23 protein-coding genes are annotated in these 24,118 nt (G+C 64.0%); all 23 read right to left on the bottom strand.

All coding sequences use genetic code 11. The features are described 5' to 3' along the window. Position 1: 1 nt before the first annotated feature. The gene (locus QTH91_RS13030) at positions 2-253 is read right to left on the bottom strand and encodes a BolA family protein (RefSeq protein ID WP_286660487.1); all 252 of its coding nucleotides are present in this window, start codon (positions 251-253) and stop codon (positions 2-4) included. Between the two features lie 29 nt (positions 254-282). Then, positions 283-1,050 (bottom strand): ABC transporter permease, encoded by a 768-nt coding sequence (locus tag QTH91_RS13025; protein WP_286660486.1) that lies wholly within the window; start codon positions 1,048-1,050, stop codon positions 283-285. Beyond that, positions 1,047-1,994 carry an ABC transporter ATP-binding protein gene (locus QTH91_RS13020; protein WP_286660485.1) on the bottom strand — a complete coding sequence of 316 codons (948 nt, stop codon included), beginning with the start codon at positions 1,992-1,994 and terminating at the stop codon, positions 1,047-1,049. Before QTH91_RS13020 ends, QTH91_RS13025 begins: the two co-directional genes overlap by 4 nt. A gap of 85 nt (positions 1,995-2,079) precedes the next feature. Continuing rightward, a complete protein-coding gene (locus tag QTH91_RS13015) occupies positions 2,080-2,352 on the bottom strand; it encodes an STAS domain-containing protein (RefSeq protein WP_286660671.1) in 273 nt (90 codons plus the stop codon). Positions 2,353-2,389: 37 nt separating this feature from the next. Further along, positions 2,390-3,085: an MlaC/ttg2D family ABC transporter substrate-binding protein gene (locus QTH91_RS13010; RefSeq protein WP_390367884.1), complete on the bottom strand. Its 696-nt coding sequence runs from the start codon at positions 3,083-3,085 to the stop codon at positions 2,390-2,392. Positions 3,086-3,207: 122 nt separating this feature from the next. After that, positions 3,208-3,939 (bottom strand): MlaA family lipoprotein, encoded by a 732-nt coding sequence (locus QTH91_RS13005; protein WP_286660484.1) that lies wholly within the window; start codon positions 3,937-3,939, stop codon positions 3,208-3,210. Next, the gene (gene mlaD, locus QTH91_RS13000) at positions 3,936-4,421 is read right to left on the bottom strand and encodes an outer membrane lipid asymmetry maintenance protein MlaD (RefSeq protein WP_286660483.1); all 486 of its coding nucleotides are present in this window, start codon (positions 4,419-4,421) and stop codon (positions 3,936-3,938) included. Before mlaD ends, QTH91_RS13005 begins: the two co-directional genes overlap by 4 nt. A gap of 19 nt (positions 4,422-4,440) precedes the next feature. Then, the gene (mlaE, locus tag QTH91_RS12995; protein ID WP_286660482.1) at positions 4,441-5,223 is read right to left on the bottom strand and encodes a lipid asymmetry maintenance ABC transporter permease subunit MlaE; all 783 of its coding nucleotides are present in this window, start codon (positions 5,221-5,223) and stop codon (positions 4,441-4,443) included. After that, a complete protein-coding gene (locus QTH91_RS12990) occupies positions 5,220-6,047 on the bottom strand; it encodes an ABC transporter ATP-binding protein (RefSeq protein WP_286660669.1) in 828 nt (275 codons plus the stop codon). Before QTH91_RS12990 ends, mlaE begins: the two co-directional genes overlap by 4 nt. A gap of 71 nt (positions 6,048-6,118) precedes the next feature. Continuing rightward, the gene (locus QTH91_RS12985) at positions 6,119-7,597 is read right to left on the bottom strand and encodes a glutamate synthase subunit beta (RefSeq protein WP_286660481.1); all 1,479 of its coding nucleotides are present in this window, start codon (positions 7,595-7,597) and stop codon (positions 6,119-6,121) included. 37 nt (positions 7,598-7,634) lie between these two features. Continuing rightward, positions 7,635-12,371 carry a glutamate synthase-related protein gene (locus QTH91_RS12980; RefSeq protein ID WP_286660480.1) on the bottom strand — a complete coding sequence of 1,579 codons (4,737 nt, stop codon included), beginning with the start codon at positions 12,369-12,371 and terminating at the stop codon, positions 7,635-7,637. A gap of 184 nt (positions 12,372-12,555) precedes the next feature. Next, a complete protein-coding gene (locus QTH91_RS12975; protein ID WP_286660479.1) occupies positions 12,556-13,257 on the bottom strand; it encodes a transposase in 702 nt (233 codons plus the stop codon). A gap of 28 nt (positions 13,258-13,285) precedes the next feature. Further along, entirely contained in the window at positions 13,286-14,215 is a 930-nt protein-coding gene (locus QTH91_RS12970) for a class I SAM-dependent methyltransferase (RefSeq protein WP_286660478.1), read from the bottom strand. Continuing rightward, positions 14,212-14,811 carry a DUF1415 domain-containing protein gene (locus QTH91_RS12965; RefSeq protein WP_286660477.1) on the bottom strand — a complete coding sequence of 200 codons (600 nt, stop codon included), beginning with the start codon at positions 14,809-14,811 and terminating at the stop codon, positions 14,212-14,214. The genes QTH91_RS12970 and QTH91_RS12965 overlap by 4 nt, the downstream gene beginning before the upstream one ends. Then, on the bottom strand, positions 14,808-16,121 hold the full coding sequence (locus tag QTH91_RS12960; RefSeq protein WP_286660476.1) for an MFS transporter: 1,314 nt from the start codon (positions 16,119-16,121) through the stop codon (positions 14,808-14,810). Before QTH91_RS12960 ends, QTH91_RS12965 begins: the two co-directional genes overlap by 4 nt. Before the next feature lie 11 nt (positions 16,122-16,132). Then, complete coding sequence (locus QTH91_RS12955) at positions 16,133-17,263, bottom strand: deoxyguanosinetriphosphate triphosphohydrolase (RefSeq protein ID WP_286660475.1); 1,131 nt, start codon at positions 17,261-17,263, stop codon at positions 16,133-16,135. Between the two features lie 56 nt (positions 17,264-17,319). Beyond that, positions 17,320-18,420, bottom strand: a complete 1,101-nt coding sequence (gene aroB / locus QTH91_RS12950; RefSeq protein ID WP_286660474.1) for a 3-dehydroquinate synthase — start codon at positions 18,418-18,420, stop codon at positions 17,320-17,322. Between the two features lie 91 nt (positions 18,421-18,511). After that, on the bottom strand, positions 18,512-19,048 hold the full coding sequence (locus QTH91_RS12945; protein WP_286660473.1) for a shikimate kinase: 537 nt from the start codon (positions 19,046-19,048) through the stop codon (positions 18,512-18,514). A gap of 27 nt (positions 19,049-19,075) precedes the next feature. Beyond that, positions 19,076-21,178 carry a type IV pilus secretin PilQ gene (locus QTH91_RS12940; RefSeq protein WP_286660472.1) on the bottom strand — a complete coding sequence of 701 codons (2,103 nt, stop codon included), beginning with the start codon at positions 21,176-21,178 and terminating at the stop codon, positions 19,076-19,078. Then, positions 21,175-21,720, bottom strand: coding sequence for a pilus assembly protein PilP (locus QTH91_RS12935; RefSeq protein ID WP_286660471.1), 546 nt, complete (start codon positions 21,718-21,720; stop codon positions 21,175-21,177). Before QTH91_RS12935 ends, QTH91_RS12940 begins: the two co-directional genes overlap by 4 nt. Then, positions 21,717-22,400: a type IV pilus inner membrane component PilO gene (locus QTH91_RS12930; protein WP_286660470.1), complete on the bottom strand. Its 684-nt coding sequence runs from the start codon at positions 22,398-22,400 to the stop codon at positions 21,717-21,719. The genes QTH91_RS12935 and QTH91_RS12930 overlap by 4 nt, the downstream gene beginning before the upstream one ends. A gap of 10 nt (positions 22,401-22,410) precedes the next feature. Beyond that, positions 22,411-23,037 carry a PilN domain-containing protein gene (locus QTH91_RS12925; protein ID WP_286660469.1) on the bottom strand — a complete coding sequence of 209 codons (627 nt, stop codon included), beginning with the start codon at positions 23,035-23,037 and terminating at the stop codon, positions 22,411-22,413. Further along, positions 23,034-24,113: a pilus assembly protein PilM gene (locus tag QTH91_RS12920; RefSeq protein WP_286660468.1), complete on the bottom strand. Its 1,080-nt coding sequence runs from the start codon at positions 24,111-24,113 to the stop codon at positions 23,034-23,036. The genes QTH91_RS12925 and QTH91_RS12920 overlap by 4 nt, the downstream gene beginning before the upstream one ends. Positions 24,114-24,118: the final 5 nt, after the last annotated feature.

The following is a 24,118-nucleotide window of genomic DNA, read 5'->3' as shown; positions in this document are numbered from 1 at the left end:
CTCAGGAGGATTGGCGCGGCTGGGATGCCCACTCGGCCGGCGTGAAGGTTTTCATCGACAGGGCATGGACTTCGTCCGTATGCATTTTGTCACCCAGCGTCCTGTACACGCGCTGATGGCGCCATACGGCGCGCTTGCCTTCGAACTCGGGCGAGACGATGGTGGCAAACCAGTGCCGGCCGTCGCCTTCGAGTTCGATGTGCTCGCAAGGCAGTCCGGCGGCGATGATGGTCTTGAGTTCGTCTGCGGTCATGGGTTGGCTCTTTGGATGCGCGCCCGCGCTCAGCCCCGGATCTTGTAGCCGATGCGCAGCAGGTGGACCGCAACGGCGCTCACGATCAACCATGCGCTGCCGACAATGGCCAGGCTCAGCCAGGGCGAGACGTCGCTCACGCCGAAGAAGCCGAAGCGAAAGCCGTCGATCATGTAGAAAAAGGGATTGAGGTGGCTCACCTGCTGCCAGAAGGGCGGCAGCGAGTGGATGGAATAGAACACGCCCGACAGGAAGGTCATGGGCATGATCAGGAAGTTCTGGAACACCGCCATCTGGTCGAACTTCTCCGCCCAAAGCCCGGCGATCAGCCCCAGCGTACCGAGGAGCGCAGCGCCCAAAACGCCGAATGCCAGAGCCCACAGCGGCGACGCAAACCCGGTGCGCGCAAAGAACAGCGTGACGATGAAAACACCCGCCCCCACCACCAGGCCGCGCACCACCGAGGACCCCACGTAGGCCAGGAACCAGCCCCAGTGCGACAACGGCGTGAGCAGGATGAACACGAGGTTCCCCATGATCTTGCTCTGAATGATCGACGAGGAACTGTTGGCGAAGGCGTTCTGCAGCACGCTCATCATGACCAGGCCGGGCACGAGGAACGCGGTATAGCTGACGGTGCCGTAGACCTTGACCCGATCTTCGAGCACGTGGCCGAAGACCATGAGGTAGAGCACGGCGGTCAACACAGGCGCGCCGACCGTCTGGAAGCCGACCTTCCAGAAGCGAAGCACTTCCTTGTACAAAAGCGCCTGCCAGCCGATGGCGTTGACTCTCATCGCGCCACCTCCAGCGGCGTCTGCTCGCCGGCCATGAGGTCAATGAAGACATCCTCCAAGTCGGCCTTGCGCATCTCGACGTCTTCCACGGCCAGGCCTGCCTGCCGCACCGCGGCCAGAAGTTGCTCGACCTCATGGGCATTGTGAGCCGGCAACTGGACGATCCGTCCGGTCACGCGGGCCTGGCCGGCCAGCGCCGCAGGCAGCGCGCCGTCGGTCTTGAACCGCAGTACGTTGCTGGCGGCAGCGCGCAGCAATTCGCTGGTGCGATCCAGCGCAATCACCCGGCCTTGCTTGAGCATGGCGATGCGATTGCACAGTGCCTCGGCTTCTTCCAGGTAGTGGGTGGTCAGCAACACGGTGCTGCCTTGCTTGTTGAGCTTGGCGACGAAGTGCCACAGCGTCTGGCGCAACTCCACATCCACACCGGCGGTGGGCTCGTCCAGCACGATCACCGGTGGCTTGTGCACCAGCGCCTGCGCCACCAGCACGCGTCGCTTCATGCCGCCGGACAGCTGGCGCATGTTGGCCTCGGCCTTGTCCGCCAGGCCCAGGCTCTGCAGCAGTTCATCGATCCAGGCATCGTTGTTGCGAATGCCGAAGTAGCCCGACTGGATGCGCAGTGACTCGCGCACGTTGAAGAAGGGATCGAACACGAGTTCCTGCGGGACCACACCCAGTTTCCGCCGCGCCTGGGCGAAGTCGGCCTGAACGTCGAAGCCGTGCACGCGCACGCTGCCGCTGCTCGGTCGGGAAAGGCCGGCAAGAATGCTGATAAGAGTGGTTTTTCCGGCCCCGTTGGGGCCCAGGAGGCCGAAGAACTCGCCCTCTTCGATGTCGAAAGTGACCTGGTCCAGGGCACGTAGGCCGGCGCTGCCTTGAGCGCGCTGCTGACGGGACGCGGGATAGGTCTTGGTGACGGATTGGAAGGAGACGGCGGGCATGGGAACCCGGCATTTTACGAGGCCCGGGAAGATTCCTGCCGAGCGACCGACAGCAGCCCTTCGCCGGCTCCGGATCCCGACGCGCTTAGGGTGCCGCCGGAAGTAGCGCCGCTACGCCATAGAGAGTGGCCAGCTCGCGCAGTCGCAATGGCAAGCCGCGGACCGCAAAGCCTCTTCCCAGCGCGATCACTTCGCGCCTGCACTCCAGCAGGACGGCCAATGCTGACGAATCGAACTGGGCCAGGGCGCTGGCATCGACCACCGTCGACGAGCCCTGCTGGGCGCCTGCGCCCTGGCTTAGCATGCGCATGCAGGCAGGCGCCTCCTGGTGGGTCAGTTTGGCAGGCAGGACCAGCATTTGGCTCATTGGAGTAGGGCTTTGCGGGCTCGCGAGATCAGCTCTTGGCCTTGTCCGCGGCCATCGAGCGGTTGCGCGTCTCCAGGGACGAAATCAGCCCGTCGATGCCCTTGCTGTTGATCTCTTGCGCAAATTGGGAGCGGTAGGTGTCGACCAGCCAGATGCCCAGCACATTCAGGTTGTAGATCTTCCAGCCGCCAGCTTCGCCGGGCGTCTTTTCGAGGCGGTAGTCGATTTGGATGGGGTCACCCGTACCGCGAACTTCGGTGCGCACCAGAACTTCCTTGTCATCGGCAGAGCCGCGGAAAGGCTTGACCACCACTTCCTGATTGGTCACCTGCGACAAGGCGCCGGCATAGGTGCGAACCAGCAACACCTTGAATTGCTCCTGCAGACGCTGCTTCTGCTCCGGCGAAGCCTCGCGCCACTTGGGGCCGACGGTCGAAGCCGTCATGCGCTGGAAGTCGACGTTCGGCATGATCCGGGCATCGACCAGCGCCATCATCTTGTCCATGTCGCCACTCTTGAGTGCGCTGTCGGAGCGGATCTGCTGCAGGGTTTCGCTCGTCAGTCGCTTGACCAGCGCGTCCGGCGCCTCATCGGCAGCAAACGCCTTAGATGCCAAGCCAACGGCGGCCCCGGCCAGCAGCAAGCCGGCCAACATGAAGCGCCCGAGCTGACGCCGACCGACGTGCGCCACCAAGGACGCGGACTCTTGCAATTTTTTCTGCATGGTGAAAATCCCTTTTTTGATTCTTGATGCACAGATCGCGACTGTGCGCGAGCTCTTTGGCCCCACACAGTACGCGAGGTTCCCCCGTGCGTGTCAGCGCATGTGCCGACGACCCTGCGCAGTCATGGGTTGTCTGGCGGATTGCCGTCGTAGACGTCGTTGAGCCGTCGCTGCAGGAACACGTCACGCGTGAAGCTGTAGCGGTCCAGCGCCATCTGGTCCAGCAGTTTGTCGACCTTGAGCAGATCGGCCCGCGCGTCGATCAAGCGCATGCCATACATGGTGTTGCGGATCGGGATGTTGTCGACGTTTGAAATCAGCCCGCCCATGTAGTCCACAGGCAGTGCGGCCGTGTCGCGGACCGTGGACGGCCCCAGGATGGGCAGCATCAGGTAAGGGCCCGACGGCACACCCCAGCGGCCCAACGTCTGGCCGAAATCTTCGCGGTGACGCTCCAGCCCGACTTCGGTCGCGACGTCCAGCAGGCCACCGAGGCCGAAGAACGTGTTGACGTTGACGCGCATGAAAGTCTGCGCACTTTGCTGGGCGCGCGCCTGCATGACGCTGTTCGCAAAGCTCCAGACATCCACAAGATTGTTGAAGAAGTTGTTCACGCCGTTGCGAACCGGTTCGGGCACGACGTCGACGTAGGCCACAGCCACCGGCCGCATCACCGCGCGGTCGACCACATCGTTGAACTTGTAGACGCCGCGGTTGAACGATTCGTAAGGGTCGGCCGGGTTCTTCTCCACCGGAGCGCTGGCGCAGCCGAGCAGTCCGAGGCTCAGGAATACGGTGCCCAGCCACCGCGCTGCGCGGCCGAATGCGGAATTTCGAAGAAGGGGCGAGCTCATTTTTTGTTGGCGGAATCGGCGGTATTGCCTTCCGCCGCCTTGCTGTAGAGGAATTGGCTGATGAGATTCTCCAGCACCACCGCCGACTGGGTGGCGGTGATGACGTCGCCCGCCTGCAGCGTCTTCTCTTCGGCGCCGGGTTCGATGCCGATGTATTGCTCGCCGAGCAGGCCGCTCGTCAGGATCTTGAGCGAACTGTCCTTGGGAAAGGCGTAGCGCGTTTGCATGTCGATGGCGACATCGGCCTGGAAGCGCTTGTCGTCGAAGCTGATCGAGGCCACGCGGCCGACCACCACGCCGGCGCTCTTGATGGCCGTCTGCGGCTTCAGACCTCCGATGTTGTCGAAGCGCGCGTGCACGCGGTAGGTGCTTTGCAGGCTCAGGCCCAGCAGATTGGCCGACTGCAGGGCCAGGAACAGCACCGCCGCGGCGCCGATCAGCACGAACAGGCCGACCCACACATCATTCTTGGAGCGTTGCATATGTCGTACTCCGGTCCCTTCAAATACTGAACATCATGGCGGTGAGCAGGAAGTCCAGGCCCAGCACCGACAGCGACGCCACCACCACAGTGCGGGTGGTAGCGCGCGAAACACCTTCCGGCGTCGGCCGCGCCTCGAAACCCTGCAGCAGGGCCACAAAAGTCACGGTGACGCCGAACACCAGGCTCTTGATCACCCCATTGCCCACGTCCGCCCACACGTCGACGCCGGATTGCATCTGGCCCCAGAAGGCGCCGCTGTCCAGTCCTAGCAGCAACACGCCCACCACGTAGCCACCCAGGATCCCGACAGCACTGAAGACGGCGGCAAGGATCGGCATCGTGATCACGCCCGCCCAGAAGCGCGGCGCAAGAATGCGCTGCACCGGATCGACCGCCATCATCTCCATTGCGCTGAGTTGCTCACCCGCCTTCATCAAGCCGATCTCTGCCGTGAGCGAAGTGCCGGCACGCCCGGCAAACAGCAGCGCCGCCACGACCGGACCGAGCTCGCGCACCAGGCTGAGCGCCACCAGCAGGCCCAGGGCGTCGGCCGAACCATAGCGCTGGAGCGTGTAGTAGCCCTGCAGTCCCAGCACAAAGCCTACAAACAGCCCGGACACCGCAATGATGGCCAGCGAATAGTTGCCCAGAAAATGGATCTGGTCGCGCACCAGCCCGAAACGGCGCAGGCTGGACGCACCGCGCAGCAGAAGCTGCAGAAACAGGCGCAATCCCCAACCGAGGCCGGCCAGCTTGCTGCGCACGGCGAAGCCGACGTCGGACGGATGCCACCACCTCATGCGCGTGCGCCTCCGTCCTGGCCGAAATCCTCGTCGACGGTCGGACCGGGATAGTGAAACTGCACCGGTCCGTCGGCCAACGCATGTACGAACTGGTGAACCAGCGGATCTGTGCTGGCCCGCACCTCGGCGGGCGCTCCTTGCGCCGCGACCTTGCCGTTGGCAAGGATGACGACGTGATCGGCGATCGCAAACGTTTCTTGCAAATCGTGAGAGACCACCACGCTCGTCAGCGCCAGGCTGTCGTTCAGGCGGCGGATCAACTGGGCGGCCGTGCCCAGCGAGATGGGGTCGAGCCCGGCGAAGGGCTCGTCGTACATGATGAGTTCGGGGTCGAGCGCAATTGCCCGCGCCAGGGCCACGCGACGAGCCATCCCTCCTGACACCTCGGAAGGCATCAGGTCGCGGGCGCCACGCAAACCTACAGCGTCGAGTTTCATGAGCACGATGTCGCGCACGAGCGACTCCGGCAACTGGGTATGTTCACGCAGCGGGAAGGCGACGTTGTCGAACACGCTCATGTCGGTGAACAACGCGCCGAACTGGAACAGCATCCCCATGCGACGGCGGGCACGGTAGAGCTCCGCCGTATCCATGTTTGCGACCGACTTGCCATCGAACAGCACCTCGCCTGCCAAGGGCCGCTGTTGGCCACCGATGAGGCGCAGCAGCGTCGTCTTGCCACCGCCGGACGCCCCCATGACTGCCGTGACCTTGCCGCGCGGCACCGACAGCGAAACGCCATCCAGCACGCGACGCGTGTCGTAGCCGAAGACGACGTTCCTGAATTCAACGAGGGCGGTGGGAGCAGTCAAATGCGTGATGGCAAAAAAAGAAGCCGGGCACTCCAGAACGGAGCCCCGGCTCACGGTAACAAGATGATATCGGATGCCGCTCAGCGCGGCAGATCGCTGAAACCCATCAAGAATTCGTCCACCGCACGGGCTGCCTGACGGCCTTCGCGGATGGCCCACACCACGAGCGACTGGCCGCGGCGCATGTCACCCGCAGCGAAAACCTTCGGCACGCTGGTCGCATAGCCACCACTGAAGTCGACGCTGGCCTTGGCATTGCCCCGGGCATCCTTCTCGACGCCGAAGGCTTCCAGAATGGGCGACACCGGGCTGACGAAGCCCATGGCCAGCAGCACCAGGTCGGCCTTGAGCGTCTGCTCGGAGCCAGGCACTTCGACCATCTTGCCGTCCTTCCATTCGACGCGAACCGTCTTCAGGCCGGTGACCTTGCCCTTCTCGCCGATGAATTCCTTGGTCGCGATCGCGAACTCGCGCTCGCAGCCTTCTTCGTGGCTGGAGCTGGTGCGCAGCTTGATCGGCCAGTAGGGCCACGTCAGCGGGCGGTTTTCCTCTTCCGGCGGCTGTGGCATCAGCTCGAACTGGGTGACGCTGGCGGCGCCATGGCGGTTGCTCGTACCCACGCAATCGGAGCCGGTGTCGCCGCCGCCGATCACGATGACATGCCTGCCCTCGGCGCGCAGTTGGCCCTTGACCTTGTCGCCGGCATTGACGCGGTTCTGCTGAGGCAGGAACTCCATCGCGAAGTGAATGCCGTCCAGTTCACGCCCCGGCACCGGCAGGTCGCGCGATTGCTCGGCGCCACCGGCCAGGACGACTGCGTCGAACTCGGCCTGCAGTTGCTCGGGCGTGACGGTTTCCTTGGCCAGGTTGGTGACCTTCGATCCTTTGCCCAGTGGATCCTTGGCGCTGCCCACGACAACGCCAGTGCGAAACACCACGCCCTCGGCCGTCATCTGCTCGATGCGGCGATCGATGTGCGACTTCTCCATCTTGAAGTCGGGAATGCCGTAACGCAGCAGCCCGCCGATACGGTCATTCTTCTCGAAAAGCGTGACATCGTGACCGGCGCGGGCCAGTTGCTGGGCTGCCGCCAAGCCCGCGGGGCCCGAGCCAACGACAGCTACCTTCTTGCCAGTCTTGTGACGCGCGGGGCGTGCTTGCACCCAGCCAGCGTCCCAAGCGCGGTCGATGATGGCGTGTTCCAGCGACTTGATGCCGACCGGATCGTCGTTCACGTTGAGCACGCAGGCCGCCTCGCAAGGCGCGGGGCAGATGCGGCCGGTGAACTCCGGAAAGTTATTGGTCGAATCCAGCACCGCGAAGGCGTTCTGCCAGTCGTCGCGATAGACCAGGTCGTTGAAATCCGGAATGATGTTGTTGACCGGGCAGCCGTTGTTGCAGAACGGCGTGCCGCAGTCCATGCAGCGGGCGCCCTGCACCTTGGCCTGAGCGTCGTCGAGGCCGATGACGAATTCCTTGTAGTGCTTGACGCGCTCATCGACGGGCTTGTAGCCCTCCTCGACGCGCTCGTACTCCATGAAGCCGGTGATCTTTCCCATCGTGCAATCCTTGTATTTCGTTCTCGAGCGCGCTCGTTCAAACCTTGGCCGGCTGGCGCGTGGCGTGCGGCTCCAGGCCGACGTGGGCGTTGTTGCCGGTGCTCGTCTGCTCCACCTTGCGATCGTGGATTTCCTGCAGCGCACGCTTGTATTCGTTCGGGAACACCTTCACGAAGCGTGTGCGGGCCGAGGCCCAGTTGTCCAACAGCTCGCGAGCGCGCTTGCTGCCTGTCCAGCGGTGATGGTCTTCGAGCAGTTTGCGCAGCAGGGCTTCATCGGTCTGGCCGCCGTGCCAGATGGCGCGGTTGACGCTGGCCGTCTGCTCGGCGCTCGTGAGCACCTTGTCCAGCGACACCATGGCCATGTTGCAGCGTGAGGCGAACTGGCCGTCTTCGTCATAGACGAAGGCAACGCCGCCGCTCATGCCCGCGGCAAAGTTGCGGCCGGTCTTGCCCAGCACCGCGACGGTGCCGCCGGTCATGTATTCGCAACCGTGGTCGCCCGTGCCTTCGACCACTGCGGTCGCGCCCGAAAGACGCACCGCAAAGCGCTCGCCGGCGACGCCGCAAAGGTACGCTTCGCCCGTCGTCGCTCCGTACAGCGCGGTGTTGCCCACCACGATGTTCTTGACCGCCTCGCCACCGAAATCGAGGCTCGGCCGCACGACCACTCGACCGCCCGAGAGGCCCTTGCCCGTGTAGTCGTTGGCGTCGCCGATCAGATAGAGCGTGATGCCACGCTGCAGGAAAGCGCCGAACGACTGGCCGCCCGTGCCTTCGAGCTGGATGCGGATGGAATCATCGGGCAGTCCCTGCGGATGCACCTTGGTCAGCGCCCCCGAGAGCATGGCGCCCACGGAACGATTGACGTTGCGCGCCACCTCGATGAACTGCACCTTCTCGCCGCGGTCGATGGCGGGACGGGACTTCTCGATCAGTCGCATGTCGAGGGCCTTGTCCAGGCCGTGATCCTGCGCGTCCACATGGAAGCGCGGCACGTCGGCTGGCACCGTCGGTTGCGCAAACAGGCGCGAGAAGTCGAGGCCACGGGCCTTCCAATGGGCCAAGCCCTTGCGCATGTCGAGCAGGTCGGCGCGGCCGATCAGGTCGTCGAACTTGCGGATGCCCAGCTGGGCCATGATCTGACGCACTTCCTCGGCAACGAAGAAGAAGTAGTTGACGACATGCTCGGGCTTGCCCGAAAACTTCTTGCGCAGCACCGGGTCTTGCGTCGCCACGCCCACCGGGCAGGTGTTCAGGTGGCACTTGCGCATCATGATGCAACCTTCGACGACCAGCGGCGCGGTGGCGAAGCCGAATTCGTCGGCGCCCAGAAGCGCGCCGATGGCAACGTCGCGGCCGGTCTTCATCTGGCCGTCGGCCTGCACGCGGATGCGGCCGCGCAAGCGGTTGAGCACCAGCGTCTGCTGGGTCTCGGCCAAGCCGATCTCCCACGGGCTGCCGGCGTGCTTGATGGACGACCACGGCGAGGCGCCAGTGCCGCCGTCGTGCCCGGCGATCACGACGTGGTCGCTCTTGCACTTGGCCACGCCCGCGGCAATGGTGCCCACGCCCACTTCGGACACCAGCTTGACGCTGATGGAAGCATGCGGCGCCACGTTCTTCAGGTCGTGGATGAGTTGCGCCAGGTCCTCGATTGAATAGATGTCGTGGTGCGGCGGGGGGCTGATGAGGCCCACGCCCGGGACCGAGTAGCGCAGCAAGCCGATGTAGTTGCTGACCTTGCCGCCCGGCAGTTGGCCGCCCTCGCCGGGCTTGGCGCCCTGCGCCATCTTGATCTGGATCTGGTCTGCCGATGCGAGGTACTCGGCGGTGACGCCGAAGCGGCCCGACGCGACCTGCTTGATGCGCGAGCGCAGCGAATCGCCGTCCTTCAACGGCAGATCGACCTCGACGTTCTCGGCACCGATCACGCTCTTGAGCGTGTCGCCCTGCTTGATCGGAATGCCCTTGAGCTCGTTGCGGTAGCGCATGGGATCTTCGCCGCCCTCGCCCGTGTTGCTCTTGCCGCCGATGCGGTTCATGGCAATGGCCAGCGTCGAGTGGGCCTCGGTGCTGATGGAGCCGAGCGACATGGCGCCGGTGGCGAATCGCTTGACGATCTCGGCCGCCGGTTCGACCTCGTCGACCGAGATGGCCTTGGCGGGATCGAACTTGAACTCGAACAGGCCGCGCAGCGTGAGATGGCGGCGGCTCTGGTCGTTGATGAGCTGCGCGTACTCCTTGTACGTGCTGAAGTTGTTCGCACGCGTGCTGTGCTGCAGCTTGGCGATGGCGTCGGGCGTCCACATGTGGTCTTCGCCACGGGTGCGCCAGGCGTATTCACCGCCTGCATCGAGCATGTTGGCCAGCACCGGGTCGTCGCCGAAGGCGGCCTTGTGCATGCGGATCGCTTCCTTGGCGATCTCGAACACGCCGATGCCCTCGACGCGGCTGGCGGTGCCGGTGAAGTACTTTTCGACCGTCTCGGTGTTCAGGCCGATGGCCTCGAACAACTGGGCGCCGCAATAGCTCATGTAGGTGCTCACGCCCATCTTGGACATGATCTTCGACAAGCCCTTGCCGATCGCCTTGACGTAGTTGTAGATGGCCTTCTCGGCCGACAGTTCGCCGGGCAGGTCCTCGTGCATGGCCGCCAGGGTTTCCATCGCCAGGTAGGGATGGACCGCCTCGGCACCGTAGCCGGCCAGCACTGCGAAGTGGTGCACTTCGCGCGCAGATCCGGTCTCGACCACCAGACCGGCCGTGGTGCGCAGCCCTTCGCGCACCAGGTACTGGTGCACTGCGGACAGCGCCAGCGCGGCCGGAATGGCAACCTGCTGGGCATTCACAGCGCGGTCGCTCAGGATGAGGATGTTGTGGCCGCCCTTGATGGCGTCCACGGCTTCTGCGCACAGCGATGCCAGCTTGGCCTCGACGCCCTCCTCGCCCCACGACACCGGATAGCAGATGTCGAGCGTGTGGCTCTTGAACTTGCCCTGGGTCACGGTGGCGATGTCGCGCACCTTGGCCATGTCGTTGAAGTCGAGGATCGGCTGGCTCACTTCGAGCCGCATCGGCGGGTTGACCTGGTTGATGTCCAGCAGGTTGGGCTTGGGGCCCACGAAGCTGACCAGCGACATCACGATCGCTTCGCGGATCGGGTCGATCGGCGGGTTGGTCACTTGCGCGAACAACTGCTTGAAGTAGTTGTACAGCGGCTTGTTCTTGTCCGACAGCACGGCCAGGGGCGAGTCGTTGCCCATGGAGCCGATGCCTTCTTCGCCGGCCTGGGCCATCGGGCTCATCAGGAACTTGATGTCTTCCTGGGTGTAGCCGAAGGACTGCTGGCGGTCGAGCAGCGAGACTTGGCTGGCCGGGGCTTCGCCGGCGCCTTCCACGTCATCGAGCTTGATGCGCAGGTTCTCGATCCACTGCTTGTAGGGCTTGCTGTTGGCGAGGCTGGCCTTGACCTCCTCGTCGTCGATCATGCGGCCTTGCTCCAGGTCGATCAGGAACATCTTGCCGGGCTGCAGCCGCCACTTGCGCACGATCTTGCTCTCGGGCACGGGCAGGACGCCCGACTCGGAGGCCATGATGACCAGGTCGTCATCGGTCACGCAGTAGCGCGACGGGCGCAGGCCGTTCCGGTCCAGCGTGGCGCCGATCTGGCGTCCGTCGGTGAAGACGATGGAAGCAGGGCCGTCCCACGGCTCGAGCATCGCGGCGTGATATTCGTAGAAGGCCCGGCGGCGCGGGTCCATGGTGGCGTGCTGCTCCCACGGCTCGGGGATCATCATCATCACGGCCTGGCTGATCGGGTAGCCGGCCATGGTGAGCAGTTCGAGGCAGTTGTCGAAGGTCGCGGTGTCGGACTGGCCGGCAAAGCTGATCGGGTACAGCTTGGCCAGGTCGGCGCCCAGCACCGGCGAGGACATCACGCCTTCGCGTGCCTTCATCCAGTTGTAGTTGCCCTTGACCGTGTTGATTTCGCCGTTGTGCGCGACATAGCGGTACGGGTGCGCCAGCGGCCATTCGGGGAAGGTGTTGGTCGAGAAGCGCTGGTGCACCAGGCCCAGGGCCGAAACGCAGCGCTTGTCCTGCAGATCCAGGTAGTAGGTGCCCACTTGATCGGCCAACAGCAGGCCCTTGTAGACCACCGTCCGGCTCGACATCGACGGAACGTAGTATTCCTTGCTGTGCTTGAGCTTCAGGCGCTGGATGTTGGCGCTGGCAGTCTTGCGGATGACGTACAGCTTGCGCTCCAGGGCGTCTTGCACGATCACGTCCGCGCCGCGGCCGATGAAGACCTGGCGAAGAATCGGTTCCTTTTCGCGCACGGTCGGCGACATGGGCATGTCGCGGTTGACGGGCACATCGCGCCAGCCGAGCAGCACCTGACCTTCGGCCTTGATGGCGCGCTCCATCTCCTGCTCGCAAGCCAGGCGCGAAGCGTGCTCCTTGGGCAGGAAGATCATGCCCACGCCGTATTCGCCGAGCGGCGGCAGCGCGACGCCCTGCTTGGCCATTTCCTCGCGGTAGAGCGTGTCGGGCAGCTGGATCAGAATGCCGGCGCCGTCGCCCATCAGCTTGTCCGCGCCCACGGCGCCGCGATGGTCGAGGTTTTCAAGAATCTTGAGGGCCTGGCCAACGATCGCGTGGCTCTTTTCGCCCTTGATGTGGGCCACGAAGCCGACGCCGCAGGCGTCGTGCTCGTCGGCGCCCGAATACAGGCCGTGTTCTTGCAGGTGTTGGATTTCGGCAGCCGTCGTCATGGCGCACTCCTTCTAGCTAGCTCTTCGCAGGGACCGTAAGGATATTGCGTTGCACAAACAATGCCAAATGGTTTAAATGGGGTCAGATGCGATTTTTAAACTCCACCAAGGCATCGCCATTAATTCGGGGACACATCAATTTTCATAGCGCTCCAAGCTGATGAATCGGGCGCTGTCAGTCGATTCAGGCGTCTGGCACAGGTGCTTTTGGTGGCCTGCCGGGCCGCATCTTCACAGCTCGACGATCGGTGCTCCCCTGAATCCGAGCCGCAAACTCTTCGTCGCCCGCCGCCCATCCCAGCAGTGCGGAGTCAGTCAGAAGGTTCACGTCGGCCTGCGAAATGCCCGTGCGCACCATTTCGGCATACGCCGCCTCGCGCGAAAAAGGCGTGTTGCCCAGTTCCCAGTAAAGAGGGTGAGGCGTGATGAGCTTGTCCACACGGGTGCCAGCGTAGTGCCCGTAGCTCGACCATGGGAAATCGCGCGAGTCGGCGACCAAGCCGGCTCTCACGGGATTGAGGTCGATGTAGACCATGCAGCGGATCAGGTGTCGGTCCGGCTGGATGAGCGTGGAGCGGTAGCGCCCCTCCCACAACGTGCCGCTTCGGCCATGCCGGTCATTGAAGTAGCGCACGTACTGTCGCCCCACCGACTGCATCCACTGCGGAAGGGCGGTGGCGGTCGACGGCGTCGCCAGGAGATGAAAATGGTTGTCCATCAGGACATAAGCGTGGACGGCGACCCCTTGGCGCGTCGCATGCTCGGCCAGCAGCGACAGCATCTTTTCGCGGTCGGCGCGGTCGACAAAGATGAACTGCCGGTTGTTCCCCCGCTGAATCACGTGGTGCGGAAGTCCGGGCAGCGTCAGTCGCGGAAGGCGTGCCATGACGAATCCAATGCGCAGCAGCCAGGGATCAGGCGGGCAGCGGGAAGCGGCTTGCGCCGAGCGATTCCAGACCGAATTGCGCCAGCAGTTCCTTCATCCTTTCTGCGGCGCTCGCCTTGCGCTGACCTGTGTGGCGCGCAATGATGAGTTCGTTCTTCATGCTGTGCTCCCAACCGACCAGTTCGGTGACGGTGACCTGGTAGCCCTGCGCCTCCAGGTACAGACAACGAAGCACATTGGTCAACTGACTGCCCATCTCGCGGGTGTGCAGCGGATGGCGCCACAGTTCGGCCAGCGGCGTGCGCGACAAGGCCAGCGCCTTTCCCATACGCAAATTTGCCGCGACCTCGGCCTGGCAACACGGCACCAGCGCCATGAATCGCGCGTTCTTGGCCAAGCCGAAGGCGATGGCGTCATCGGTCGCGGTGTCGCAGGCATGCAGCGCAGTCACGAGGTCGATGCGTTCGGGCAGATCCGGCGACGTGCGTGCCTGTGCGGCGCTCACGTTGAGGAAGCTCATGCGCGAAAAGCCCAGCCTGCTGGCCAGTTCCCGCGAGCGCTCGACGAGTTCCGGACGGGTCTCGATTCCGTACACATGGCCCGCGCCACGCTCGCGGAAGAACAGGTCGTAAATGATGAAGCCCAGATAGGACTTGCCAGCCCCATGATCGGCGAGCGTGGCGTTTGCGCCGCCCTCGGGCAGCTCTAGCAAGAGCTTCTCGATGAACTGGAACAGGTGATAGACCTGCTTGAGCTTGCGCCTCGAATCCTGGTTGAGACGACCTTCGCTCGTGAGGATGTGCAGGTCTTTCAGCAGTTCGACGGACTGCCCAGGACGCAGTTCGGCAAGAACATCGGCGCGGGCCTTTTCGGCCTTGGACGCCCGCGCCGCAGGCTGTTCGCGACGCTGCTTGGCCACTTGCGACTTGCGTTCGGCTTGATCGATCTGCTGGCTCATTCGTTTGCTCCGTGTCGACCGACATCCAGCGCGTGCCAACCCGCCTCGCCCAATGCGCGCAGCGTATCGATGTTGCGTTCGTAGATGCTCGCAGCGTCCGGAAACGCTGCCACGGCCTTGTCGATGCTTTCTTCCCTAAGCAGATGCAAGGTGGGGTACGGGGCTTGGTTGGTTGCGTTGGTGATGTCGCTCTCCTCGCAGCCGGCGAACTGGAATCGCGGATGAAAGCTTGCCAATTGCAGCACGCCTTCGAACCCCGCGCGCGCCAGGCGGCGCTCGGCGCGGGCAATGAAATCGTTGAAATCAAGAAAGTCGGCGAGCATGCGCGGCGCTATCAGCAGGGTCGTGTCCCTCTCCTGTGCCGGCAGGTTCGTCAATGCATTCGCCTCGTCCAGCATCAGAGCCAGCAGATCGCCTTCGTCCTCCGACATGCAGACCGCGTAGTGGATCTGTCCGCGCACATGAACGGCCTTGGCGAACGGGCAAAGGTTCAGGCCGATGACGGCTCGCTCCAACCAGCGTACCGTATCGGAAACGACAGCGTCCGGTACCGACGGGGCGTGCGACACGTGAGCATGGGTCGGTCCTGCGCTCATCGTGCGGCCTCCTCCTGCCTGCGCTGCTGCAGGGCGAGTTGCCCTGCCACCAGCATCCCCAGAACCGAAAGCGCTGCCGTAGCGGCCCATGTCCAATGCCATCCACCCACGCGCGATGCCAGCCAGGCCACAAACGGCGGTGCAAGGAACTGACCGAGCGAAGAGGTCTGCTGCATCAGGCCGACCGTGGTCGACACCGTGGCTGGCGACGGAGCCAAGCGGACGGAAAGCATGAACAATGTGGCAGGCACCATTCCTCCAGCCAACGAAAACACGCACACAGCCGCATAGCGGACCATCGGCGGCAGGCCGACCGCCGCTTCGCCGTGGCCCCACTGGGCAAAGGCCGCGACGCTGCCCAACAGCATGGCGCCAAAGCCCCATCGCAGCAGCCGTTCTGGCGCAACACCATGATGCAGCAGGCGCCCGCCGCTCACATTGCCCACGATGTTGGCAGCGGCAGCCAGCGAAGTCATCAGGCCCGCCCACGATGCCGCAACCCCTGCGCTTTCGTACACCGTGGGCAAGAAACCGATCACGGCCATCCACTGCGCCGAGTAGACGGCAAATGCGAGACCAAGGGTGCGCGGCGCACTGGCCCGCAACGTCAATTGAAGCCGTGCGGGAATCCCACTTCCAAGCGTAGGCGAGTTCGCCTCGGGTTTGGATCTACGCAGAGCATCGGGAGGGATCACTGCCCACACCAGAAAGAGCGCAACCAGCGAAATGGCGGACATGACCAGCCACCACGAATGCCAGCCCCAAGCCTGGATGATCGTGGGCCCGCCCAGCAGCGCAAGCGCCACCCCCAGCGGCATGTAGGCACCCCACAACCCCATGGCGGCCTTGTCGGCGCCCTTCGGCACCAGGGCGCGAACCAGGCCGGGCCCGGGCATGACCACCATCAGAAAGCCGATCCCTTCGACCGCTCGCAGCAAGAGCAGCCACGTCAGCGCGTGCGGCCCAGGAGTCACCATGCCTCCCAGTGCGCTCGCCAGCGTCAGCGTCGCAAGTCCGATGAGCATGCTGCGGCGCAAACCCACCGCGTCGGCCAGCAAGCCAGCCAGCAGCCCCAGCGTCATGCCGGCCACCTGAACGAGCGAGAGCAGGAAGCCAGCTTCGACCAAATCGATGCCCAGCGCGTCGCGCAACGCCGGCACCGCTGGCGGCAGCTTGCCCAAGTGCAGGGCTGCGCTCACCCCAGCCGCGACGACCACGAGCGCGGCGCCACGGACCGCCGGTACAGCCGTTGCACCATCGAGACGGTCGATCCGGCCGGGCGGCATCACGCCGGGATCTTGCTTGTCCATACGACTGCCATTCATTGCACCCAGGGCCGGCCGGTCAAGCGCTCATGCTCGCGCATCGCGAAGCGATCCGTCATCCCCGCGATGTAGTCGGCAACGGCACGCTCACGATGTGGGTTGGCTGCATAGTCATGCGGCATCTCAGAAGGACGGTCGCAATAGGCGCGGAAGAGTTCGCGCACGACGTCTTGGGCTTGCTCCGTGGTCTGGCACACCTGAGGGTGGCGATAGAGGTTCGAGAAAAGGAACTGCTTGAGCACATGAGACTGCTCGCGCATCGCCGTGCCGAATCCCACCAGCGGTGGGCTGCGGCGAACGTCGTGCGAGTCGGCCGGGCGAGCGCTCGCAATGGCTGCGCGAGTGGCGTCGATCACGTCATAGACCTGCGCGCTCAACATTCGGCGGATGCTCTCGTACAGAAGCCGGCGCCCAGCCAGATCGGGATGCTCGTCCACAGCCTCGCGCCGGAATCGCTCGAACAGCGCCACCTCGGCCAGTTGATCGGTATCGATCAGGCCCGAGCGAACGCCATCGTCGATATCGTGGGCGTTGTAGGCGATCTCGTCGGCCAGGTTGCACAGTTGAGCTTCAAGGCTTGGCTGCGTGCGATCCAGAAAGCGTCGGCCGACACCGGCAGGCTCCTGCAATTCGAGGCGTTGTGCGTTGACGCGCGAACAATGCTTGAGGATCCCTTCGCGTGTCTCGAAACTGAGGTTGAGGCCGTCGTACCTGGGATAGCGATGCTCCAGCTCGTCCACCACGCGCAGGCTCTGAAGGTTGTGCTCGAAGCCGCCGTGGCCGGACATGCATTCGTTCAACGTGTCCTGCCCAGCGTGGCCGAACGGCGTGTGACCCAGATCATGCGCAAGGGCCACGGCTTCGACGAGATCTTCGTTGAGGCCCAGAGGGCGTGCGATGGACCGGCCAAGCTGCGCCACTTCCAGCGAGTGCGTCAACCGGGTGCGAAACAGGTCGCCCTCGTGATTGAGAAAGACCTGGGTCTTGTAGACCAGGCGACGAAAGGCCGTCGAATGGACGATGCGGTCTCGGTCGCGCTGATAGTCGTCGCGGGTGGGCGCGGGCGGCTCGGCGTGACGGCGCCCACGCGACGCCGCCGGATGACTGGCATAAGTGGCCAGAGCCATCTCAGCCGCCCCTTGAACAGCCGCTGCCGTACGCGGCCTGACACCTTGCGGCCACGTCAGGCCCCACAGCTTTCTTCGATGACGGCGCGCACCATGTCGTCGGGCGCACTGCGCAGTGACGCATGCCCCGGCGAGTCGATCACGATGAAACGGATCTCGCCGGCCTCTGACTTCTTGTCGACTTGCATCAGGTCGACGTAGCGTTGAGCGCCGAGCGGCGGTGCCTGCACAGGAAGACCTGCTGCAGCGATGAGACGCATCAGGCGCTCGACAAAAGCCGCGTCGATTCCGCCCAGGCGTTGTGACAGGCGCGCCGCCATCACCATGCCGCAACCGACGGCCTCGCCGTGCAGCCATTCTCCGTAGCCCAGCCCGGACTCGATGGCATGGCCGAAGGTGTGGCCGAAATTGAGAATGGCGCGAAGGCCCGATTCGCGTTCATCCTGCCCGACGACCATGGCCTTGATTTCGCAACTGCGGCGCACGGCATGCGCAAGCGCAGCGGGCTCTCGCGCCAGCAGGGCCGCCAGGTTGCTCTCGATCCAGTCGAGGAACGCCATGTCGTGGATCGGCCCGTACTTGATCACCTCTGCCAAGCCGGCACTCAACTCGCGCGCCGGGAGGCTCTGGATCGTCGACAGGTCGCACAACACCCGCTGCGGCTGGTAGAAGGCGCCGATCATGTTCTTGCCCAGCGGATGATTGATGGCCGTCTTGCCGCCCACGGAAGAGTCCACTTGCGCCAGCAGGGTCGTCGGCACCTGCACGAAGGGCACGCCACGCATGTAGCAGGCAGCTGCAAAGCCCGTCATGTCTCCGATCACGCCGCCGCCCAATGCGTACAGCACGCACTTGCGATCGCTGCCGTGGCCCAGCAGCGCGTCGAAGATGAGGTTCAGCATCGACCAATCCTTGAACTGCTCGCCATCAGGCAGTTCGAGCACATGCACCCGAGCGTAGCGGGCCGCAAGCTGCTCGCGAAGCGCCTGCGCATACAGCGGACCGACCGTCGTATTGGTGACGATGAGCGCGCTCGTCGCGCCCGGAATCCCATCGAATGCCCTGGCGTCTGACAGCAGGTCGTTGCCGATCAGGATGGAATAGCTGCGGTCGTCGAGATTGATCTCGACGCGCTCGAATAGTGCGGGGACGGACATGCCTCAAGTGTAGGCGTTGACCGCACAGGGCTGCGCCGGTTCGCGGGCAACCCTCCTGGCTGCGGGTGCTGCTCAGGCTGAGCCTGCGCGCTCAGTGGGGCGACGGCGGCATGACGGCGACACCGGCCGCCTGCAAGCGATCGAGGATTTCGACAACCAAGGCCTGGATGCTGGGGCGGCCCGTCTCGACGCTTTCATGGGCGACCTCCCGGTAGAGCGGATCCCTGGCGGAAAAGAGTTCGCGCAGTCGGCCCAGTGGATCTGCCACCTGAAGAAGTGGCCGCTTCACGTCGTGGCGAAGGCGCCGATACAGATCCTCGGGCGAGGATCGCAAGTACACGACGTGGAAACTCTGGCGCAACTGACGGCGGTTCTCCTCCCGAAGGACGGCTCCGCCGCCGGTCGAAAGCACCGTGTTCGCAGTTCGGCCCTGTTCGCCGATCACCTGGGCCTCGATGTCGCGAAAGCGGCCTTCGCCTTCGCGCTCGAAGAATTCCCGGATGGTGCAGCCGATGCGCTCTTCAATCAGCTGGTCGGTGTCGACGAAGTCCCACTGCAGGCGCTGGGCCAGGCGCCGCCCGACGGCGGTTTTACCCGAACCTGGAAGACCAACCAGCGCTACCGGCACTACGCTCCATTTTCACGCGGGCGCTCCTCAGCGCGCCGCGTTGCGGTCGGTGATCATCTTCGGCGTGATGAAGACAAGCATCTCGGTCTTGTTGTAGGTACGGTTACGTGTACGGAACAGGCCGCCGAGGTAGGGGATTTCTCCCAGAACCGGGATCCGCGACTCGTCGTTCTGTTCGGTGAGTTCGAAGATACCACCGATCACGACCGTGCCGCCGTTTTCCACCAGCACTTCGGTCTGCACGTGCTTGGTGTTGATGGCGAAGCCCGCCAGCGTCTGTTGGCCCACCGTGTCCTTGTTGACGTCCAGCGTCAGGATGATGTTGCCCTCAGGCGTGATCTGCGGCGTGACTTCCAGCTTCAGGTTGGCCTTGCGGAACGCGATGGACGTCGCGCCGCTCGAGGTCGCCACCTGGTAGGGCAGTTCGGTACCCTGCTCGATCAACGCCTTGGTCTGGTCGGCCGTCACGACGCGGGGGCTCGAGACCACCCGGCCCTTGCCGTCGGCTTCCAACGCGGAGATTTCCAGGTTCAACAGGCGCGTCAGCGAAGAATTGAACAGCGAGATCGCGAAGGCCCCCGGCGTATTGCCCGTGCCGCTCGGACTGACCGCCGGCAAGCTGACGAAGTTGCCCGCGCTGGCCGACCCGAAGGTTGCCCCGCCGTTGCTGATCGTCGGCTGCACGCCGATGGAGCTGTTGCTGTTGATGGCCTGGCCGCCCAATCGCACACCGAGCGATTTACCGAAGGTGTCGGCCGCTTCGACGATGCGCGCTTCGATCAGCACCTGCCGCACGGGGATGTCCAGCTTGCGGATCAGCTCGGCCACGTCGGCCAGCTTCGACGGAATATCCGACACGAAGATCTGGTTGGTCCGAGTCTCGGCAATCACGCTGCCACGCGGGCTCAGGATGCGGGTGGCCGTGCTGCCACCACCACCGCCGCCGCCCAGGCCTTGTCCTGCGAGGCCCTGAGCAATGACCTGTGCCTTGGTGTAGTTGAGCTGGAATGCCTGCGTGCGCACCGGCTCCAGGTTGGCGATAGCGGCCTGCGCCTCGAACTCGCGCTTTTCCTTGGCGTCGATCTCATCCTTCGGCGCGATCCACAGCACGGAGCCGTTCTTGCGCATGCCCAGGTTCTTGGCCTGCAAGATGATGTCCAGGGCTTGATCCCACGGCACGTCCTTCAGGCGCAAGGTCAGCGAACCCGTGACGGAGTCGGAAGTGACGATGTTGAAGTTCGTGAAGTCGGCAATGACCTGCAGCAGCGAACGAATTTCGATGTTCTGGAAGTTCAACGACAGCTTTTCGCCGTTGTAGCCCACGCCTTGCGTCAGCTTGGTCGGGTCGACCTTGCGTGGGCGCACTTCCACCACGAACTGGTTGTCGCTCTGGTAGGCGCTGTGCTCCCACTCGCCGGTCGGCTCGATGGTCATGCGGACGCGATCGCCCACCTGCTGCGAACTGATGATGCGCACCGGCGTGCCGAAGTCGGCCACGTCGAGGCGGCGGCGCAAGCCTTCCGGCAAGGTCGACTTCGTGAAGTCGACGACCAGGTTCTTGCCCTGCGGCCGGATGTCCACGCCCACCTGGTTGTTGGCCAGGTCGACGATCACGCGGCCGGTCTTGTCCGGTCCGAGACGGAAATCGATGTCGCGGATCGGTTGCGAGTCGCGATTGAGGTTTTCGGCAAACGCCGAAGTGGTCGTCTGCGGCGGGGCTGCGGCCACCGTCTGCCCCAGCGAGACGAGCACGGACTTGCCTTGCAGCTCCGCCTTGTACGTCGTGGGCTCTTTCAGGTTCAGCACCAGGCGCGTACGGTCGCCGGCCTGGACCACATTGATCGAACGCAGGTTGCCCTGGTTCACGTCGACCGTCGAACGGCCCATTGAGTTGGTGACACCGGGGAAGTCGAGCGCGATGCGCGCCGGCGACTGAACCACGAAGCCGTTGGGCGTCGCGCTCAGCGGTTGGCTGAGATCGATGCGAATCAGTTCGGAGCCCGACTGCGTCGAAGTGGTCACCGACTCGATCGCGTTCTGCGCATAGGCACCGACCGTAGCGCATAGCGCCAACATGCCGGCTCCGAACGCACGCAACCACCTGCCGGCGGCGAATTGTTCTCTTCTCATTTCTTCGACCTCTCTTGCAACACCAGCGTCGCCGGGCGTTCGATCCACTCACCTGCAGCGTCTTGCACGATCTCGCGCAGCGTGAGTTCGGTTTCGGTGATACGGGTGATTCGCCCGTAGTTCTGACCCAGGTAGTTGCCCACCCGAACTTGATAGAGCAACTTGTCGACGGTCACCAGTGCCACCGGCTGGCCATTGCGGGCAAGGCTGCCGACCATCGCCATGGCGTCGAGCGGATAGGCCTCCAGGGCCTCCTTGCGACGTGCCAGCTCAGGTGCGATCAGGCCCGACAGACTCGGGACATTCGATTCGCGACGCAGCGCCTGCGTGAGCTTCAGGCTGTTGAACGGCTCCATGGCAGCACGCTCGGTGTAGGCCTGGGGCGTGAACTTCTTGGGCTCGGAGATCGGCGGCACGTTGGGCTTGACCTGCGCACGCTGCTGATTCATCCAGGCCTGCAGTTCGTCGATGTTCGAACCCGAGCAACCGGCCAGGCTCGCGAGGCCCAGCGCCATGGCGGTGATGCTGACCAGGCGCTTCATTTCCTCTTGCCCTTCTGTGCGGCCGCTGCAGCACGCTTTTGAGCCGCTTGCTCTTCCGGATCCAGGTAGCGGAAGGTCTTGGCCGTGGCGTCCATCGTCAACGTACCGTCCTTGCCCGGCGCGATCGACAGGTTGTTCAAGGTCACGATTCGCGAGAGGTTGGCGACATCCGCCGCAAAGGAACCCATGTCGTGGAAGGCGCCAGTGACGCGCACCGCGATCGGCAATTCGGCGTAGTAATCCTTGACCGAGGTCTGGCCCGGCCGGAACAACTCGAACTGAAGGCTGCGACCCAGGCCCGCCTGGTTGATGTCAGACAGCAGTGCGTCCATTTCGGCCTTGCTGGGCAACTGCTTTTCCAGAAGGATCACGTATTGCTGGACCTGCTCGCGCTGCTTCTTCAGCAGATCGAGCGTGGCAGCCTGGGCGACCTTCTTGGTGTAGTCGGCGCGCAGCGCGACTTCCTTGGAGCGAGCCGCCTCCAACTCGTCATTGGAGTTGGTGAGCCAGACGAACCAGAGCGCAACCACGACGGCTGCAGCCACCAGCACGAACAGACACCAGCGCGGCAGCGGTGGCCAGACCGATGGATCGTTCGGATTGAGACCGCGGAACTGGTCGCCCAACCGCTGGAACGAAGCACCGATGTTGAGCTTTCGAGAAGCGCGTTTGCGTGCCATGCGCCTTCTCCTAACCCTTGACCGCGGCAGCGGCTGGCTTGGCACCAGGCGCGGCAGCAGCCGGCTTGTTGACGTCAGTGGGTCGCTTGAGCGCGACACGCACCGTGAAGTTGGCCACCCGCCGCACGTCGCGTGGGCTCAGCGTGACGGTGGCTGCCGTGATCTCGATCAGATCGGCCTTGTCCAGCCAGGGGCTGTTGTTGCCCAGGTTACGCAGGAGTTCGGACACGCGCTCGTTCGACTGAGCCATACCGCGCATCGTGACGATCTGATTCTCCTGCTTCATGTTGGTCAGGTAGACGCCATCGGGCATCTGCTTGACGAGTTCATTGAGCAGGTAGACGGGCATGTTCCGATCGGCCTGCAGGTCTTCGACCGCCTGCTGGCGTGCGCGCAGCGCGGCGATCTCGGCCTGGAGCGTGGAGATCTCGCGAATCTCGGCGTCGAGCTTGGTGATGGCGGACTGCAGATACTGGTTGCGCGATGTCTGGGCGGAGATCTGCATCTCGAACCACACGTAGGCAATACCGGCGAGCAACAGCCCCACCAGCGCCGACGCGCCCAGCGCCGCATAGAAATTCTCGCGGCGACGCTTTCGCGCCGCCTCGCGATGCGGGAGCAGGTTGATGAGAATCACTGCGCAAACCTCCGCATGGCCAGGCCGCAGGATGTGAGATAGGACGGCGCCTCACGACGCACCTTCTTTTCCCGGATACCACCGGCCATGCCCATGCCCTCGAAGGGATTGATGAGCGAGCAGGCAAACGAGGTCTGGCGAGTCACGGCGCTCGTCAACCCAGGCAAAGAGGCCGAACCACCCGCCAGCAGAACGTAGTCCACGCGGTTGTACGGCGTACTGGTGAAGAAGAATTGCAGCGCGCGCGCAATCTCCTGAGCGATGCTGGCCACGAACGGCTTGAGCACGCCCGTGCCATAGTCATCCGGCAGGTCGCCGTTGCGCTTCTTCGTTTCGGCTTCCTCGATCGAGAAGCCATACTGGCGCACGATGAGTTGAGTGAGCTGCGCGCCGCCGAACGCCTGATCACGGTCGTACAGGACTTCCTGATTGCGCAAGACCTGCATGCTGGTGGTTGATGCGCCCACTTCGAAGAGCGCGACCACCGCATCCTGACCCTGGCCAGGCAGTTGCTCGATCAGTCTCGACGCCGCCAAGCGCGAGGCGTAAGACTCGACATCCAGGATCACGGCCTTCAGGCCAGCGGCTTCGGCCAGACCTTGGCGATCCTGAACCTTTTCCTTGCGGGATGCCGCGATCAGCACCTCGACGTCGCCGGCCGACTGATTGCTCGGGCCGATGACGCAAAAGTCCAGGCTGACCTCATCGAGGGAAAACGGAATGTACTGATTGGCCTCGGATTCGACTTGAATCTCGAGTTCCTGCTCGCTCATGCCACCCGGAAGAATGATCTTCTTGCTGATGACGGCCGAAGGCGGTAAAGCCAGCGCGACATTCTTGGTGCGCGTGCCGCTCTTTCGGACAACGCGCCGCACCGCCTCGGCCACTTCGTCGAACTTCTCGACGTTGCCGTCCGTGATCCAGCCGCGTTCCAGGGGTTCGATCGCGCAACGCTCGAGCACCATCTGGCCCGACGCATCGCGTCCGAGTTCCACCAACTTCACGCTGGAGGAACTGACGTCCAACCCAAGCAGAGGCGCGGGTTGACGGCGAAGGAGCGATCCAAATGCAGCCAAGATTG

This window comes from Variovorax dokdonensis, assembly GCF_030316895.1.
GTDB lineage: Bacteria > Pseudomonadota > Gammaproteobacteria > Burkholderiales > Burkholderiaceae_C > Variovorax > Variovorax dokdonensis.
This window is presented reverse-complemented; position numbering and strand designations above follow the sequence as displayed.